Here is a 17566-nt window from a genome sequence, read left to right on the forward strand (position 1 = left end):
GGCGCGCCGCACACCGTGCCGATCAGTGATCGATCCGTGGCGACATGTCGCGAGGAATCGATCAGTGATGCCGACGCGGTACACCCGCCCGCACCAGCTGGTCGACGACGAGCGGGTCGCCGGTCCGGACGGCGACGGCCGGGAACCGGAGCACGGTGCCGCGTCCGATGACGACCTCGTTCTGACGGAACTGGTCGTCCCACCAGTTCTCGGGACGCAGGTGCAGCGCACCGTCGATCTCGGCGACCAGCGGCGTGCCGTCGGGGCGGCGCCACTCGACGTCGAGGTAGCGCCGGCGGCCGTCGGGCTGGACCCGGACCGCCTGCCGGACGGGCTCGAGCAGGCCAGCGCGCCGGCACAGCCGGGCGAAGTCGATCTCCGACAGTGCCTCGGCGCCCATGCCGATGTCGTGCAGCGCCGCGATCAGCGCGGCCCGGTGCCGCAGGTTCGGTGTGGCCACGACCAGGTCCATCAGGCGCGCGGGTCTCGCCAACCGCTGCTGGACCACCGCGGCCAGGAGCCCGCACGCCGACCGCACGGACTCCTCACCGCTCGCCGCGAGGACGGCCGCCGGGGCCACGGCGTGCACGCGGGGTTGCCGCGGCGCGCGTTCGACCTCCGCCCAGGCGACGACCCGGTGGACCACCACCTGCGCGCCGGGGACCTGCCGCACCGACGTCCCGACCGGCACGGCGACGTGCCACGCCGACCGCCGCCAGCCCCGCAGCCCGCCGAACGCCAACGCGGTGTACGAGGTGACAGCCGACCGACGGCCCGCGTTGATGAGCATGATCTCGAGCCACTGGCGGTCGGTCGGGCGGCCGTTGTGCAGGACGACGGCGCGCCCGAGCCGTTGCCACCGGCGGCTGCGCAGGCCGGTCGCGACGTCGGCCCGGCTGATCCCCGCCGCCAGCAGCCCGGCCGTCGTGGCCACCCCCGTCCGCACCCGCGGGTCGTGGGTGACGACGACGTCGAACGGCATCCCGCCACCCTGGCGGCTGGAGACACCTCTCGCCTCGGCACGTCGCGATCTGTGGACAACCGCCCGCGATCAGTGATCGGTTCTTCGCGACATGGCGCTCGGATCCGATCAGTGATCGGGAACGGGCGCGCCTCCGATGAGCACCGACGTCACCTCGAGGGCGTCGTCGAGCACCACGACGTCGGCGGGGGCGCCGGGGTGGAGACGGCCGAGGTCGGGGCGCCCGACCAGGTCGGCGGGCACGCGGGTCGCGGCGGTGAGGGCGACGGTGAGGTCGACGCCCGCGGCGACCGTGTGCCGCACGCACCCGACGAGCGTGGCGGCGCTGCCGGCGAGGATGCCGTCGGCGCCGCGGACCACGCCGCCCGTCACCGTGACCGGCACCTCGCCGAGGACGTACGCGCCGTCCGGCATCCCGGCCGCGGCCGTGGCGTCGGTGACGAGCCCGACCCGACCGGGCGCGGCGGCGAACGCGGTGGCCAGCACCTCGGGGGCGAGGTGGTGGCCGTCGGCGATGACGGTCAGCACGGCGCCGCGGTGCGCGAGTCCGCCCCCGGCGAGCCCGGGTGCCCGGTGGTGCCACGGGGCCATGGCGTTGAACAGGTGGGTGACCCCGGCCGCCCCGAGGGTGAAGGCCGCGCGTGCCTGGTCGACGGTGGCGTCGCTGTGCCCGAGCAAAACCACGACGCCCGCTGCGACCAACCGCTCGACGAACGCGGCCGCACCGGGTCGCTCCGGCGCGAGGGTCACGATCCGCACCGGCCCGGCCGTCAGGTACCGCTCCAGCAAGGCCGCGTCGCCCTCCGGGTCGCGGCGGTGCGCGGCCGGGTGGATCCCCAGCCGTTCGGGCGCGAGCCACGGTCCCTCGAGGTGCACCCCCAGCACGCGCGCCGAACCGGCTTCGTCGATGCACTGTGCAACGGTCGCCAGTGCGGCCGACGTTGCGGCGAACGGGCCGGTGACCACCGTCGGCGCGAAGGCCGTCACCCCGTCCCGCGCCAGGGCACGGCGCAGCACTCGCAGTCCGTCCGGCGTGGCACCGGCGACGTCGACCCCCACGTAGCCGTTGACCTGCAGGTCGACCAGGCCCGGCACCGCCAGACCGGTACGGCCGGCCGATGCGAGCCCCACCGCCTCGACCCGGCCGTCGGCCACCGTCACGTCGCCGGGCAGCAGCCGGTCACCGACCAGCGCCGCCGCCACGCCCAGCCGTCGCCCCACGCTCCAGGTCTAGCAGTCCTCGGCCGTCAGCAGTCGGTGAAGAAGCTCGTGAAGCAGTCGGCCACGTCCTGGCCGAAGCTCGCGAACGCCCCGCCGATCGCGTTGATCGTGTCGTTGTTGAACCCGATCGAGGACAGCACGTTCGCGACGTCGGCCACCGCCTGGTTGAAGGTGTTCTGCAACGTCGAGGCGATCTCCGCCGCACCGACGCCGATGGCCTTCAGGACCCCAGCCACCGTCGCGGCGGCCTGCCCGAAGGCGTCGCGCAGCACCGAGGCGATCTCCGAGGCGGCGTACCCGAGGCCGCGGAAGATCTGGGCGACCTGCTGGGCCGACTGGGCGTAGACCGTGGACAGCGCACCCGCGACCGCGTTGACGGAGAAGACCGACCGCAGCGCGTCGGCCGCTTGCGCGGCGGCGAGGGTGAACGCGTCGCGCAGGGCGCCGGTCACCTCGCCGACCCCGTAGCCGATGCCCTGCAGCACGGCGGCGGCACCCGCCGCGGCCTGGTCGAACGTGGTCTTCAGCGCCTCACCGATCGCGACCGCGCCGTACCCGATGTCGCGCAGCACCCCGGCCGCCGCGGCCGCCGCCTGAGAGAACGTGGTCTCCAGCGCCTGGGCGACCTCGGTGACGGCGTAGCCGACGGCCCGGAGCGCCGTGGCCGTGGCATTGGCCGCGGTGGAGTACGCCGAGACCAGCGCGTCCGCGACGTCGGTGACGACGAACCCGACCTCCTTCAGCAGCAGCGCCGCCTGGGTGGCCACCACCGCGTAGGTCGACTGCAACGCCCCGGCGATCGACACCGCGGTCGCCCCGAGGTCGTCGAGGATCCCGACCACCGCGGCGGCCGTCGTCGCGTACGCCGACTTCAGGGCGCCGGCGATCTGGTCGACGGTGTACGCGGCGGCGTCGAGGGCGGCCGCGGCGGCGTCGTCGAGGTCGCCGTAGAAGTCCCGCAGCGCGGTGGCGACCTCGGTGCCGAGGGCGCCGACCTGCTTGAGCAGGCCCGCGACCGCCGCGTCGGTCTGGGCGAACACCGTCTGCAGCGCACCCGCGACCTGGCCGAACCCGTACCCGATCTCGTCGAGCACGGCGGCCGCCTGCGCGGCCACCAGGTGGTAGGTCGACGACAGCACGCCCGCGACCTCGTCGACGGCGTACCCGACCTCCTGCAGCACCTTCGCGGTCTCGGCCGCCGCGAGGTCGTAGACCTGCGCGATGGCTCCGGCGACCTGCAGCGCGGTGTAGGCGAAGCCCTGGCGCAGCGCGGACGCCACCTCGTCGGCCGCGGCCGAGAACACCTCGGCGGCGGACTCGGCGATGTCGGCGATGGAGTAGCCGAGCCCGACCAGGCCCGCGACGGCGTCGTCGAAGCCCTGCTCGAAGGTGTGGGCGAGCACGTCGGCGAGTTCGGCGGCGGCGTAGCCCGCGTCGGTCAGCGTGCGCAGGGCGTCGTCGAACCCGCTGGCGATCGCGGTCGTCGCCTCCGACAACCCGGCGACGATCGCTCCGCCCACCTCGGTGACGAACGTCGAGGCGGCGTCGTAGGCGTCGGACAGGGCCACGGCGACGTCGCTCGCGACGGACACCACGCCGTCGGCGAGCCAGGTGGCGCCGACGACGAAGCCGGCGGCGATGTCAGGCCCGAACTCGGTGATGACGTACTGCAGGCCGATGCCGATGACCGCGCCCGCGATGGCACACGCGGCCGATCCGACGCCGGAGGTGACGAACGAACACAGGATGGTGAAACCGATGTTGACCGCCACACCGACGACCGCGCCGACGCACCGGGAGACGTCGGGCTCCAGGCAGTCCGACACCGCGACGGCGAGTTGCAGCGCGATGCCCGCGATGGCGAGACCCTTGGCGGCGACCGCGAGGCCCTTGCCGATCTGGGCGGCCCGCGACGCGCCCTGGGCGGCCGTTCCCGCACCGCTCGCGGCGGCCTTCTGTGCCGCGGCCGCGTAGCCGCCGAACTTGGCGACGGCCTTGACACCGAGGGTGAGGCCGGTGGTGCCGAGCTTGGCCGTTGCCGTGGCGTTCGTCGCTTCGTCGCGGTGGCCGCCGTACACCGCGGCCGGCACCTCGGTCTGGCCCGTCGGGTCGGTGTTGACGGTCGGGTTGTTCGCGGCGAACACGTACGCCGACTCCCCCGGCCGGCCGATCTGCCGCTCCAGCGGGTCGCGCTGGGTGAACCGGCCCGAGCGCGGGTCGTACCAGCGGGCCCGCATGTAGTAGAGGCCGGTGTCGGCGTCGCGGTACTGCCCCTGGAACAGCAGCGGGTTCGCGGGCGGGTTCGCGCCCGAGGTGGTGACGTTGCCGAAACCGTCGTAGGAGTAGCTCGCGACGAGCGCGCCGCTCGCGTCCGTGAGGCCGTCGACACTGCCCACCGGGTCGAGGTGGAAGAAGAAGGTCGCACCCGGGGTCTGCATCGCGACCGGGCCGTCGCCGTTGACGTAACGGCGCACGAGGTCGCCGCCGCCGGTGCGTTCGAGGGCGAGCTGCGGCAGGTCGCCGAACGCGTCCCAGACGAACCGGGTGGTGGCACCGCCGACGGTCTTCGACGTGCGGTTGCCGTCACCGTCGTAGGTGTACGTGACGGTCTTGCCGGCGGTCGTCGCCGAGGCCAGCCGCGCGGCGGCGTCGTAGGTGAACGTCGTGGCGCCGAGCTGGGTGACGTTGCCCGCGCGGTCGTAGCGGGTCACGACCGCCCCCGGGCCGGTCGCGGTGGCCTGCCGGTCGGCGGCGTCGTAGCTCGCGGCCGTCGTCGCCCCACCCGTCGTGCTGGACAGGCGGTTGCCGGCGCCGTCGTAACGCAACGTCGTCAGCCGCCCGGTCGCGGGGTCCACCGCGGTCGAGACCCCGAACGCCGGGGTGACGTCGGCGTCGCCCGCCACCGTCGTCTCGTCGTCGCCCGGGGAGGCGGGCGCGGTGACGGCCGGGGTCGGGGCGATGCCGCCGGTCAGGGTGCCGGGGCCGCTCGCGGTCTGGAACGACGTGAGCCGTCCGGTGGCGTCGTACCCGTAGCGGTTGGCCGTCGTGGTGCCCAGCGCGGTGCTGCGCTGGCTCAGCCGGTTGCCCTGGCCGTCGTAGGTGAACGTGTCGTCGGAGAGCGCGCCGGTGCCGTTGCGGCGTTGCTGGTCGAGGACCCGGCCCGCGGCGTCGTAGGTCCGGCTCTCGAGCACGCCGTTGGAGAACGCGATCGCGGTGGCGCGCCGGTCGGCGTCGCGGACGTAGGACGCCTTGACGTGGGACGCGGTGCCCGCTGCGCCGGTCTCGACGCTCATGAGGTTGCCGGAGTCGTCGAGGGCGTAGGTGAGGACGGTGCCGTCGGGGTAGGTCTCGCGCACCTGCCCGGGCGTGCCGTAGTCGTAGGCGAACGTGCCACCCGCGACGTCCGCCCGCACGAGGTTGCCACGCGCGTCGTAGCCGTACGTGTGCGTGCCCTCGGCGTCGACGAGCTGCGTGCGGCGACCCGCGGCGTCGAAGGACTGTTGCACCGTGACACTCGGTTGGCCCGGCTGGCTCGACACCTTCCTGGTGACGTGGTCGGCGGCGTCGTAGGTGGTGACGGTGGTGCGGGCGTCCGGGTCGGTGGTGCGGATGACGTTGCCGGCGGCGTCGTAGCCGTAGGTCGTGGTCTGCCCGGCCCGGCTCTGCGAGGTGCGGCGGCCCGCGCCGTCGTAGGTGAACGTGGTGCTGCCGCCCTTGGCGTCGACCGTCTGGAGCAGCAGGTCCGACGTCGGGTCGTAGCGGTGCGTGATCGTGCCCGCCGCCGTGGCGACCGACGTGATCATCCCGTGCGCGTCGTAGGTCGTGCGGGTCAGCGCACCGGCCGCGTCGTACGAGGCGGTCTCGTGCCCGAGCGCGTCGTAGCTGCTGCGCTTGGTCGTCACGCCGTTCTCGACGGTGCGGACCGGCCGGTCCAGCGCGTCGAACTGCGTCAACACCTCGTTGCCCTGCGTGTCGGCGGCCCGGGTCACCTGGCTGTCGACGTCGTAGGTGTAGCTCGAGGTGACCCCGGCCGGGTCGGTCGTCGCGATCTCGCGGCCGGCCGCGTCGTACTGGTGCACCGTGCTGCGCTTGGTCGCCGCCGCGGTCTGCGCGAGCAGGTGACCGGACGCGTCGAAGGTCTGCGTGGTCGTGCCGGACGGCGCGGTCGTGGTCAGCGTCAGCGACGCCTCGTCCCACGCGTACGACGTCGTGCCCGACGGGTCGGTGACGCTCGTGACGGTGCCCGCGGCGTCGTACGCCGTGGTCGTCGTGCCCTTGCCCGGCAGCGCCTGCGAGGTGCGGTTGCCGGCGGCGTCGTAGGTCCACGTCGTCCGGAAGGCGGGGTCGACCGTGGCCAGGTTGCCGCGGGGGTCGACGGACGTGAGCTGGTTGCCCGCCTCGTCGAACGTCGCGAGCGTGCCGTTGCCGTTCTGCGGCGTGCCGCGCTGGTCGAACCGTTGCACTGAGGTGCGGTTGCCCGCGGCGTCGTACCGGTAGACCTCGCGTCCGATCGGGTCGGTGAGTTCGACGAGCTGGCCGAGCAGGTCGTACCGGAGCTTGCTGCCCTGGCCGAGCGGGACGCCCGGCGGGGCCACGAAACCGAGCAACGTGTTGCCGATGTACTGGTACCGCGTGGTGTTGCCGCCGGCGTCGGTCCGCGTCAACGGCCGGTGGGCGCCGTCGTAGCTGCTGGTCTCCACGACGGCCGTGGTCGACGACAGCGGCGAGACCGTCTTGACCAGGTTGTCGCCGGCGTCGTAGCTCAGCTGCTGCACCCACCCCGCCGGGTCCTGCACGGCGACGAGGTTGGCGCGGGCGTCGTACGAGTACCGCCGGATCGCGCCGACCTCGTTGGTCTGGCGCACCAACGCGAGCCCGCTGTACTCGTCGACCGCCGTGACGCGCTGCGCGGTGCCCTGGACCGCGACCAGCGGGTGCCGGCGGCTCACGCCGGGCGACCAGTCGAACGTGGTGTCGACGTGCCGGGTGCTGCCCGGCTGGGTGGTGGCGACGACCCGCCCGCCGGCGTCGTACGAGGCGGTCAGGCGTGCGTGCCCCAACGGGTCGGTCACCTGGCTCAGCCGGCCGCCGGTGTAGGCGAGGGTGGTGCGGTTGCCGCGCACGTCGGTGACGCCGGTGAGCAGACCGCCGGTGTACGCGTACGCCACCCGCCGGGTCGCCGAGGCCACGGCCGTGATCCGGCCGGTGGTGTCGAGCGAGGCCGTGACGACCACCGGCGTGCGGGCGGTCGTGGTGAGCGTGACGACGACCTTGTCGCGGAACCACGCGAGCCGCAGACCCTGCCCGCTGACCGCGCTGAGGGAGGTGACCCGGCCGTTGGTGGTGGTGAACGAGCTGCCGTCGTACCGGGTGACCGTGCAGCTGACCAGCAGACACGTCAGCGACGCGCGGGCCGAGGGCGGTGCGACCCAGCCGGCGACCCCGCCGAGACCCAGGCGCGCGGTGAAGACGACCTGCTGACCGTCGACGTCGCGCACGGTGGCGGTGCGGCGGTCGGCGGCGACGGTGACGTTCGCGTCGAACAGCGAGGTCCAGCCGGGGCCGAACACGCCTCCGGTCGTGTCGGCCGAGGTGTAGGTCCGCACGAGCTGGAACGGCACCCCGATGCCCGCGACCGTGAGGTCCGAGGCCGACGTGGTGAGCGCGCCGGTCCCCGTGTTGACGCCGTCGGCGACGGTGGTCGGGTTGACCGCGACCCCGCGGCCCCCGAACGTCTGACCGGGGGCGACGCCGGTCGGTGCGACACCGAGCGGCACCTGGCTGGCGAGCAGGACGTCGAACGGGGCGCTCTCGACCCGCAGCGTCCCGGACGTCGCCGTGAGCGTGTAGCCGCCGCCCGCACCGGAGACCCGGCAGTTCGAGAACGCGGCGGTGGGGGCGGCCCCCAGTGGGTTCGCCGCGCACGCCAACGTGCCGCCCGCGCCGGTTCCCGCCGTGAGGGCGAGGGTCACCGGGCCCGGGGCGGCGACCGGGTTGCCGCCGGCGTCGACCGCCGTGACGGCGGGCTGGGCCGCGGCCGCGGTGCCCGCGGTCGATCCGCCGGGCTGGCCGGAGAACACCAGCGCGGCGACCGGTCCGGCGGCGACCGCGAACGGCTCGCTGGTGACCGTGCGGCCGCCAGCGCTCGCCCGCACCCGGTAGGCCGAGGCGGTGCGGTCGATCGCGCAGCCGGCGAAGCGGGCGACGCCGCGCACCGCGGGCAGGGAGGTCGCGGTGCAGGTCAGTGCGCCGCTGCCGGTGCCGTCGACGACGGCCAGGTCGATCGTCGGGGTCGCGGTCGCGACGGTGTTCCCGCCCGCGTCCTGCACCGTCACCGTGGGCTGGGTCGACCAGGCGGTGCCGCCGGTGCCGCCGCCGGGCGACGTCGTGAAGGCGAGACGGGAGACCGGCCCGACGCTCACGTCGAACGGTGCGCTCTGCACCCGCGCGGTGCCCGAGGTCGCGACCAGGCGGTAACCCGTACCGGTCCGGTCGACCGAGCACCCCGCGAAGGTGGCGAGGCCGCCACTGCTCGCGGTGGGGCCGTCGGGGCAGGTGAGCGTGGCGCCGGGCGTGCCGGTGCCCTCGGCGATCGCGAGGGTGACGGTGCCCGCGGCCGGGTTGCCGCCGGCGTCGCCGACGGCGACGACCGGCTGGGTGGACAGCGCCGTGCCGCCGGTGCCGTCGCCCGGCGACGTCTGGAACGCGAGGTGGTCGACGCCGCCCGCGGCGACGTCGAAGGCCGCGCTGTCGGCGGTCAACGCCCCCGAGGTCGCCCGCAGCTTGTAGCCGGTGCCGGTGGTGGACACCGCGCAGCCGGCGAAGGCGGCGGGACCCGCCACGGCAGCGGTCGGGTTGGCGGCGCAGGTGAGCGTGGCGCCCGCCGCCCCGGTGCCGGCGACGATCGACAGCGAGACGGCCCCCGGGACGGCGTTGCCACCGGCGTCGGTGAGGGCGACGGCGGGCTGGGTCGCGAAGGCCGCGCCACCGGAACCACCGCCGGGCTGGGTCGTGAACCGGAGGCCGGTGGCGTCGCCGGACCCGACGGCGAACGGTGCGCTGCGGACCGTGAGGCCCGACGCCGAGTCGGTGGCGACCAGGACGTAGTCGCGGCCCGCCCGGTCGACCGAGCACGCGGGGAACGTCGCGACACCGTCGACCGCCCGGACGGCGGCGCAGGTGAGCGTGGCGCCGGCCGTGCCGGTGCCGGCCGCGAGCGCCAGCGTGACCTGGTCGGTGTTGCCGACCGCGGTGTTGCCCGCGGCGTCGCGGACCGTGACCACCGGGGAGCGCGGGAACGCCGCACCGCCCGCGGTGTCGGTCGGCGGCGTCGTGAAGGCGAGGGCCGCGGCGGGGCCGGAGGTCACGGTGAACGCGGCGCTGGTGGCCGAGAGCAGGTTGGTCGCGTCGACGGCGGTGAGGGTGTAGCCGGTGGCCGACCGGTCGACCTTGCAGCCGGCGAAGGTGGCGACGCCGCTGGTGGGCGTCACGCTGCGGTTGGTGCAGGTGAGCGCGGCCCCGGCGGCGCCGGTGCCGGCGGTGACGCCGAGCGCGATCGCGCCGGTCGCGCCGGGCACGGTGGCGCCCTTGCCGTCGACCACGGTCACCTCGGGCTGACGCGCCCAGACCGCGCCCGCGGTGCCGCCGCCGGGGGCGGTGGAGAACGTCAGTGCGGCCGGGCCGGAGACGAAGAAGCTCGCGCTGACGACCTTGAGGTTGTCGACGGTGTCGACGGCGGTGAGGGTGAACACCCCGCCGCGGTCGACCTTGCAGGCCGCGAACGTCGCGACGCCGTCGGAGGCGGCGAGGCTCTTCGCGGTGCAGCCGAGCGACGCGGTCCGGGGCAGCGCGCCGCCGTTGGGGCCGGTGAGCGTGAGGGTGACCGTGGCGTTCGAGGCGACCTTCGCGCCGTTCGCGTCGGTGGTGGTGACGACCGGTTGGGCCGCGAGGGCCGTGCCGGGGGCGCCGTCGCCCGGCTGGGTGGTGAACGCCAGCGCGCTCGGCGTGACGGCCGCCCCGGCCGTCCCGGTGGCGGCGACGGCGGTGACCACGCCCGCCACGACGGCGACCACGGCCCCGATCGCGGTGACGCGCCGGCGTCCAGCGGGCAGCACACGGGTCAGACGGAGCAGAGCGGGCAAGAGGTCCCCCGGGGCAGCGGTCGGCAGAGTCCGACCACGGCGACCGGGTTCCGAGTGCAGCGGACCTCCGGGCCCCGAACAGGGCGGCGCGGCGAATCTTCACCGGCACTTGACAGAAAAGCAAGGCCCCTGTCCGGGTGGTCCGGAAGGTCGTCGGACCGCCGTGACGCACGGTTTCCACCGGGTTCGGGCACCGACACGACGACGGGCGCGCACCCCGTACGGATCCGGGGCGCGCGCCCGTCGGGGTCGCGTGCGGGGGCTACAGGTACTGGCCGGTGTTGCTGACGGTGTCGATCGAACGGCCGCTGTCGCCGGTCTTGCCGCCGGTGATGAGCGTGCGGATGTAGACGATCCGCTCGCCCTTCTTGCCGGAGATCCGCGCCCAGTCGTCGGGGTTGGTGGTGTTCGGCAGGTCCTCGTTCTCGCGGAACTCGTCGACGCACGCGGCCATGAGGTGCTGGACGCGCACGCCGCGCTGGCCGGTCTCGAGCAGGTCCTTGATGGCCATCTTCTTGGCCCGGTCGACGATGTTCTGGATCATCGCGCCGGAGTTGAAGTCCTTGAAGTACAAGGTCTCCTTGTCACCGTTGGCGTAGGTGACCTCGAGGAAGCGGTTCTCCTCGGACTCGGTGTACATCCGCTCCACGGTGTGCTGGATCATCCCGGCGACCGTGGCGTCGGCGTCGCCGCCGTGCTCGGCGAGGTCCTCGGCGTGGATCGGCAGGCCCGGCAGGATGTACTTGCTGAAGATGTCGCGGGCGGCCTCGGCGTCGGGGCGCTCGATCTTGATCTTCACGTCGAGTCGGCCCGGGCGCAGGATCGCCGGGTCGATCATGTCCTCGCGGTTCGAGGCGCCGATGACGATGACGTTCTCGAGGGTCTCGACACCGTCGATCTCGCTCAGCAACTGCGGCACGATCGTGTTCTCGACGTCGGACGACACCCCCGACCCGCGCGTGCGGAAGATCGAGTCCATCTCGTCGAAGAACACGATGACCGGCGTGCCCTCGGACGCCTTCTCCCGCGCCCGTTGGAACACCAGGCGGATGTGACGCTCGGTCTCACCGACGTACTTGTTGAGCAGCTCCGGGCCCTTGATGTTGAGGAAGAACGACCGCCCGCTCTCCTCGCCGCGCACCTTCGCCACCTGCTTGGCCAGTGAGTTCGCGACGGCCTTGGCGATGAGCGTCTTGCCGCAGCCGGGCGGGCCGTACAGCAGGATCCCCTTCGGCGGGCGCAGCTGGTGCTCGACGAACAGGTCGGCGTGCAGGAACGGCAGCTCGACGGCGTCGCGGATGGCCTCGATCTGGCTGGAGAGCCCGCCGATGTCGGAGTAGTCGATGTCGGGGACCTCTTCGAGGACGAGTTCCTCGACCTCGCTCTTGGGCACCCGCTCGTAGGCGTAGGAGCTCCGCGTCTCGATCATGAGCGAGTCGCCGGCGCGCAGCCGCCCGCCCATGAGCTGGTCGGAGAGGAAGACGATGCGTTCCTCGTCGGTGTGGCCGACGACGAGCGCGCGGTCGCCGCTCTCCATGACCTCCTTGAGGACGACGACCTCACCCACACGTTCGTGGCCGCGCGCGGCGACCACGTTCATCGCCTCGTTGAGCATGACCTCCTGGCCGCGGCCGACGGCGTCGAGATCGACCTCGGGCGAGACCGCCACGCGCAGCTTGCGGCCGCCGGTGAAGATGTCGACGGTGTCGTCCTCGAAACGTTCGAGGAAGACGCCGTAGCCCGACGGCGGTTGCCCGAGCCGGTCGATCTCCTCCTTGAGCGCGACCATCTGGTCGCGGGCTTCCCGGAGGGTGTCGGTGAGGCGCTCGTTGCGGTCGGACAGGCCCGCGACCTTGGCCTGGGCCTCGGCGAGCCGCTCCTCGAGCAGCCGCAGGTGGCGCGGCGACTCGGCCGCACGCGCGCGCAGCAGTTCGATCTCCTGCTCGAGGTACGCGAGCCGGTGCTGCGCGTCGGCAGCATCGTGTCCACTGCCGCCCCGACGGGCGAATTCGTCGTGCTCGGTTGCCATTCTGGGCACCTCCGGACGTTCACTTCCGCGAGATGTCACCCTACACACGGACCTCGTCCGGGCTCGTGTCGAACACGGCGGGAAACACACTCGTGACGCGCGGCGTCACTCCTCCGGGCTGTTGACCGTCGTGCTCGGACGCCGTTTGCGGGGCGGCGCGAGCACGCCCGGGGCCAGCCGCCGGGCACTGACCAGGAACGCGGTGTGACCCACCATGCGGTGCGCCGGACGCACGGCGAGGTCCTCGGCCTGCCAGTCACGCAGCAGGTTCTCCCAGGCGTGCGGCTCGGTGAACCCGCCGATCGTCCGGATGGCCTCGACCAGGCGCGAGAGCTGGGTGGTGGTGGTCACGTAGCCCACGAACACCCCACCCGGACGCAGCGCGGCGGCCACGGTCGGCAGGGCCTCCCACGGGGTGAGCATGTCGAGCACGACCCGGTCGACGGTCTCGCCCTCGGGGTGGTCCTCGACCGGCGCGATCCGCAGCTCCCAGTTCGGCGGCACCTCACCGTGGAACGTCGTGACGTTCGCGACCGCCACCTCGGCGTGGTCCTCGCGGCGCTCGTACGACAGCACCCGCCCCTCCGGCCCGACCGCCCGCAGCAGCGAGCAGGTCAGCGACCCCGAGCCCGCGCCCGCCTCGAGCACGGTCGCGCCGGGGTAGATGTCACCCCACACCAGGACCTGGGCGACGTCCTTGGGGTAGATGACGGCCGCACCGCGCGGCATCGACAGCACGAAGTCCGAGAGCAGCGGCCGCAGGGCGAGGTACTGCGTGGCGCGGGTCGAGGTGACGACGCTGCCGTCGGGCGCGCCGATCAGGTCGTCGTGGGCGATCATCCCGCGGTGGGTGTGGAACATCGCCCCCGCCTGCAGGGTGACGGTGTGCAGCCGGCCCTTGGGGTCCGAGAGCTGCACCCGGTCACCCTCGGCGAAGATGCCCTCCGGTCGCGCGCTCACCGGCCCGCTCCTGCCTGCAGCCGCGCCGCGACGTCGGCCGCGGCGAGCACCCCCACCGTGGAGCCGTCGACCCGCACCACGAGGTACTCCTCGGCGGGACTGGCCTGGACCGCGTGCAACAACGTCTCTCCTTCGAGGGTCTCGGGCAGGACCAGCCCGGGGTGGAGGGCCACGGCGACGTCGGTGACGGCGGTCCACGGCCGGCGGTCGACGGGCACCGCAGCGGTGCGCGCCTCCGAGACGAGGGCGGCCGGACGGCCGTCCGGGCCGAGGACGACCACGCCGCGTGCGCCGGTGTCCCACGCCTGGCGCAGCGCCTCCGACACGGGCGTGGCGGTGCCCACCGCGACGGCCGGCCGGACGAGGTCGACGACCCGCACGCCCGGCACCCGGGCCTGCACCTGCGCCACCCGCAGCGACTGCCCGGCGCCGACCCAGATGAAGCCCGCGAGCAGCAGCGAGAGCACGAAGGTCGGCACGCTGAAGGCGTCCCGGGTCAGCACGACCACGAGCACGACGAAGCCGACCGCGACGATGCGCCCGGCCCACGCCGCGACGACCGTGGCGCCGAGCCGTTTCCCGGTGGCCGCCCAGACGCCGGCCCGCACGACCCGGCCGCCGTCGAGCGGCAGCCCGGGCAGCAGGTTGAAGACGCCGACGACGGCGTTGCTCACCGTGAGCAGCCCGAAGGTCACCGCGGCGATCGTGCCGGCGGCCGAGAAGTGGAAGCCCACCCAGCACAGCGCCGACAGCACGATCGAGACCAGCGGACCCGCGATCGACACCAGGAACTCGTCCCGGGGGCGTTGGGGTTCGCGCTCGATCTCCGAGATCCCGCCCAGCAGGAAGATCGTCACCCGGCGCACCGGGTTGCCCAGGGCGAGGCTCACCGCGACGTGCCCGAGCTCGTGCAACAGGATGCTGACCGCCAGCAGGACGGCGTAGCCGAACGCCAGCAGGTACGCGAGCCCCGGAGCCAGGTCGTCGACGTTCTGGTCGATGATCTGGGCGTAGGTGAGCGTGATGAACGCGGCGATGAGCAGCCACGACGGCGCGAAGTACAGCGGCACGCCGAAGAACCGCCCGACCGGCAGCAGCCCGCGCGAGGTCGGCTGACGCTCGCGGGACTTCGGCACACGGCGAGCCTACGGACGGCGTCCGGACGGCCGTGACCGGTTCGGGGCGGCGGCCGTGTCGGTGGTCCCGCCTACCGTGACCCTCGTGTCGACGGACGACGGGGCGGTGCGCGAGGGCAGGCGGCTGCTGTCGCTCTCGCCGTCGCGGGCCGCGGACTTCAAGTCCTGCCCGTTGCTGTTCCGCTTCCGCACCGTCGACCACCTCCCCGAGACGCCGTCGCCCGCGGCGGCGCGCGGGACGCTGGTGCACAGCGTCCTCGAGCGGCTGTTCGACCTCCCGGCTCCGGACCGCACGCTCGCCGCGGCCCAGGCGCTGCTGGAACCCGCGTGGGCCGACCAGTTGGCCCGCGAACCCGGGCTGGCCGCGTTGTTCGCCCCGCCCGCGGCCGAGACGCCGATCGCGGTGCAGCTGGCCGCGGAACTGGACCTGCCCGAGGTGCCGGGCTCGGGCGAGGCGCAGCTGCACGCCTGGCTCGCCTCCGCGGCCGACCTGCTCGCCACCTGGTTCCGGCTCGAGGACCCGACCCGGATCGAGCCCGCCGCGCGGGAGGAACGGGTCCAGGTCGAGAACGACGGCCTGCTGCTGCGCGGCATCGTCGACCGCATCGACGTCTCCCCCGCCGGCGAGATCCGGATCGTGGACTACAAGACCGGGGCGTCACCCCGCGCCGCGTTCGAGGCGCGAGCCCTGTTCCAGATGAAGTTCTACGCGCTCGTGCTCTGGAAGCTGCGCGGCGTCGTCCCCTCGGTGTTGCAGCTGGTCTACCTCGCCGACGGCGACACGCTGCGCTACTCCCCCGACGCCCCCGAGCTCGAGGCGTTCGGGCGCACGCTCACGGCGATCGGTGCGGCCATCGAGCAGGCCGCCTCGAGCGGGGACTTCCGGCCGCACCGCGGGTTCCAGTGCGGGTGGTGCTCGTTCCGGGACCTGTGCCCGGCGTGGGGTGGGACGCCGCCGCCCTACCCCGAGAACACCGACCCCACCCCGGGCGAGTTCTCCGAGCCGACCGCCACCGCGGGCTCCGGTGCGGGTTCGGGCGCGGGTGTGGACGGCCGGTCCAGCTCCCTCCAGACCGGGAACACGAACGGCGCCAGCGTCGTCACGAAGTAGAGGGCGGCCGCGGTCCACAGCGTCGGCACCAGCCCGACGTGGTCGACCCCGAGCCCGGCGAGCAGCCCGCCGAACGGCATCCCGACCCACGCGACCGCGTTCGTCGCGCCCAGCACGCGTGCCTGCAGCTCCCGGGGCACCCGCTCGAACTCGGCCGCGCCGAGGATCGGGTTCAGCACCCCGGCGCCGGCCCCACCGATCGCCACGACGACGAGCACGGGCGAGATCGTGGTGGCGAGGGCCAACGCCACCAGTCGCGGCGCCCCGCAGAGCAGGAACCCCACGCCGAAGGTGAGCCGCCCGGGAAGGCGCGGTCCGAGCCAGGCGGCCAGGGCGTTGCCCAGCACGGCGGACAGCCCGAAGACGAACGCGATCAGTCCGAGCGCGACGGGGCTGCCCGCGACGTCGCGCGCCCACACCGGCGACAGCACCGAGCCCCACGCCTGGTCGATCATGTTCGTCACCGTGACCATCACCGCGATGCCGAGGAGCAACCGGTCGCCGCCGAGGAAGCGGAAGCCCTCGGTCAACTCGCGGGTGTAGGTCCGTACCGGTGAGGCGACGGGTGCGGCGGGCCGCGGCGCGCGCTCCGGCTGGGCCGACCGCGGCACGGTCGACAGCACGACCAGCGCGGCGGCGGCGAAGCTGATGGCGTCGATCACGAGCACCGCGGGCGCCGAGGTCACCGCGATGAGCGCGCCGGCCACGGGGGCGCCGGTCAGCTGCGCGATCCGTCGCACGCCGTCGTGCAGGCCCGTCGCGCGGGCCATCGGGGTGCCGGCGGTGTCGACGAGTCCGGGGAGCAGGACGTAGCCCGCCGTGTCGCCGAAGCCCCGGGCGACCCCGACCACGGCGAGCACCGCGCACAGGCCACCGAACGGCAGCGAGCCGACGGCCCACAGCAGGGGGACCAGCGCGACGCCGACCGCCGCGACCAGGTCGGCGACGATCCGGGTCCGCCACGCGCCGAGCCGGTCGATCGCGGGGCCGCCGAGCGCCTGGGCCGTGACGTACGGGAGCAGTTCGGCGAACGCCGCGACCCCCGCCGCGGTGCCGCTGCCGGTCGTGACCAGCACGAACCACGGCACGGCCAGCGCCGACATCCGGGTACCGAGCGTCGAGATGCCGTCCGCGGTGAAGAGGCCGACCAGGCCGCCCCGCCCCCCGCTCACGCGTTGCGTCCGGGGGTGAGCACGAACAGCGCCGAGACGGGCAGGACGTCCTCGCCGGTGTCCGGGGTGTCGCGGTAGGAGCCGATGAGGTCCTCGACGGCCTTCCGGAGTTCGAGCGCCCGCTCCGGGGAGAGCTGCAGGATCCAGTCCGACATCGTGGCGGCCTGGCCGTATCCCGGCCCGACCTCGTCGTCGAGGGTGTCCCAGTGGTCGGCGAAGCGCCGGATCCGGTCGGCGTACACCTGCCCGACCACCCGCAGGTACTCGGTACCGACGATGCGCTCGTCGGGGGTGAACTCGGTGTCGTCGTACCGGCTGCTGCGGTGCACCGCCCGCCACCACCGCTCGCGGCCGGTGCTCTCACGTTCGTCGTCGACGACGAAACCGTGCGCGGCCAGCTGGCGCAGGTGGTAGCTCAACGACCCGCTCGACTCCCCCATCTGGGACGCGAGCTGGGACGCGGTGGCCGGCCCGTTGCGCCGCAGCAGCCCCAGCGCGCGCAGCCGCACCGGGTGCGCGACGCCGCGCAGGTTGGTGACGTCGACCCGGACCTCGCCGCTCGGCGGGGTGCGGTCCTCGGAACGTGGTGCGTCGGCCATGGTGGCCACCGTAGCGTGCAAAGAACTCTTTGCACAGGTCTCTTTGCAAACGGGTCTTGGTACCGAAGGGGAGTCCGGTTCGTCCGCCGTGCCGGGAGAGTCGTGTGGTGCGCGTGAGTCGATCCGCAAGGTCAACGCAAGATCAGGAGGAGATCAGAACCGGGCGTGTCCCACCCGTGAATCGCTCGTTGCCACGGGCACACCACGCAGCGCCG

8 protein-coding genes and 1 pseudogene are annotated in these 17566 nt (G+C 73.9%); 1 reads left to right on the top strand and 8 read right to left on the bottom strand.

All coding sequences use genetic code 11. The annotated features are described in order from the left end of the window. Window positions 1-61: 61 nt before the first annotated feature. From ACXR2U_RS14525 to ACXR2U_RS14550, 6 genes are all read right to left on the bottom strand, one after another. Window positions 62-982 (bottom strand): hypothetical protein, encoded by a 921-nt coding sequence (locus tag ACXR2U_RS14525; RefSeq protein WP_458825774.1) that lies wholly within the window; start codon window positions 980-982, stop codon window positions 62-64. Window positions 983-1090: 108 nt separating this feature from the next. Beyond that, window positions 1091-2203, bottom strand: coding sequence for an N-acetylglucosamine-6-phosphate deacetylase (locus ACXR2U_RS14530; RefSeq protein ID WP_458825775.1), 1113 nt, complete (start codon window positions 2201-2203; stop codon window positions 1091-1093). 26 nt (window positions 2204-2229) lie between these two features. Continuing rightward, on the bottom strand, window positions 2230-10344 hold the full coding sequence (locus ACXR2U_RS14535) for an RHS repeat-associated core domain-containing protein (RefSeq protein WP_458825776.1): 8115 nt from the start codon (window positions 10342-10344) through the stop codon (window positions 2230-2232). A gap of 262 nt (window positions 10345-10606) precedes the next feature. Next, on the bottom strand, window positions 10607-12373 hold the full coding sequence (arc, locus tag ACXR2U_RS14540) for a proteasome ATPase (RefSeq protein ID WP_458825777.1): 1767 nt from the start codon (window positions 12371-12373) through the stop codon (window positions 10607-10609). A 105-nt stretch (window positions 12374-12478) separates the two neighbouring features. Beyond that, window positions 12479-13333 (bottom strand): tRNA (adenine-N1)-methyltransferase, encoded by an 855-nt coding sequence (locus ACXR2U_RS14545; protein ID WP_458825778.1) that lies wholly within the window; start codon window positions 13331-13333, stop codon window positions 12479-12481. Beyond that, the gene (locus tag ACXR2U_RS14550; RefSeq protein ID WP_458825779.1) at window positions 13330-14469 is read right to left on the bottom strand and encodes a site-2 protease family protein; all 1140 of its coding nucleotides are present in this window, start codon (window positions 14467-14469) and stop codon (window positions 13330-13332) included. Before ACXR2U_RS14550 ends, ACXR2U_RS14545 begins: the two co-directional genes overlap by 4 nt. Window positions 14470-14554: 85 nt before the next feature. Here ACXR2U_RS14550 and ACXR2U_RS14555 point away from each other — a divergent pair, with 85 nt between their 5' ends. Further along, the gene (locus ACXR2U_RS14555) at window positions 14555-15580 is read left to right on the top strand and encodes a RecB family exonuclease (RefSeq protein ID WP_458825780.1); all 1026 of its coding nucleotides are present in this window, start codon (window positions 14555-14557) and stop codon (window positions 15578-15580) included. Here the strand turns inward: ACXR2U_RS14555 and ACXR2U_RS14560 are convergent. Continuing rightward, window positions 15535-16752 (bottom strand): annotated as a pseudogene (locus ACXR2U_RS14560) (MFS transporter); the annotation flags it as partial. The gene ACXR2U_RS14555 and the pseudogene ACXR2U_RS14560 overlap by 46 nt on opposite strands. Next, entirely contained in the window at window positions 16749-17351 is a 603-nt protein-coding gene (locus ACXR2U_RS14565; RefSeq protein WP_458825781.1) for a winged helix-turn-helix domain-containing protein, read from the bottom strand. The pseudogene ACXR2U_RS14560 and the gene ACXR2U_RS14565, both read right to left, overlap by 4 nt. Between the last annotated feature and the right edge of the window lie 215 nt (window positions 17352-17566).

The sequence above is a fragment of the Jatrophihabitans sp. YIM 134969 genome (genome assembly GCF_054456675.1).

Coding starts and splice junctions, on each gene's coding strand:
- arc (WP_458825777.1), bottom strand. CDS start 12,373: ATGGCAACCGAGCACGACGAATTCGCCCGTCGGGGCGGCAGTGGACAC.
- ACXR2U_RS14565 (WP_458825781.1), bottom strand. CDS start 17,351: ATGGCCGACGCACCACGTTCCGAGGACCGCACCCCGCCGAGCGGCGAG.
- ACXR2U_RS14525 (WP_458825774.1), bottom strand. CDS start 982: ATGCCGTTCGACGTCGTCGTCACCCACGACCCGCGGGTGCGGACGGGG.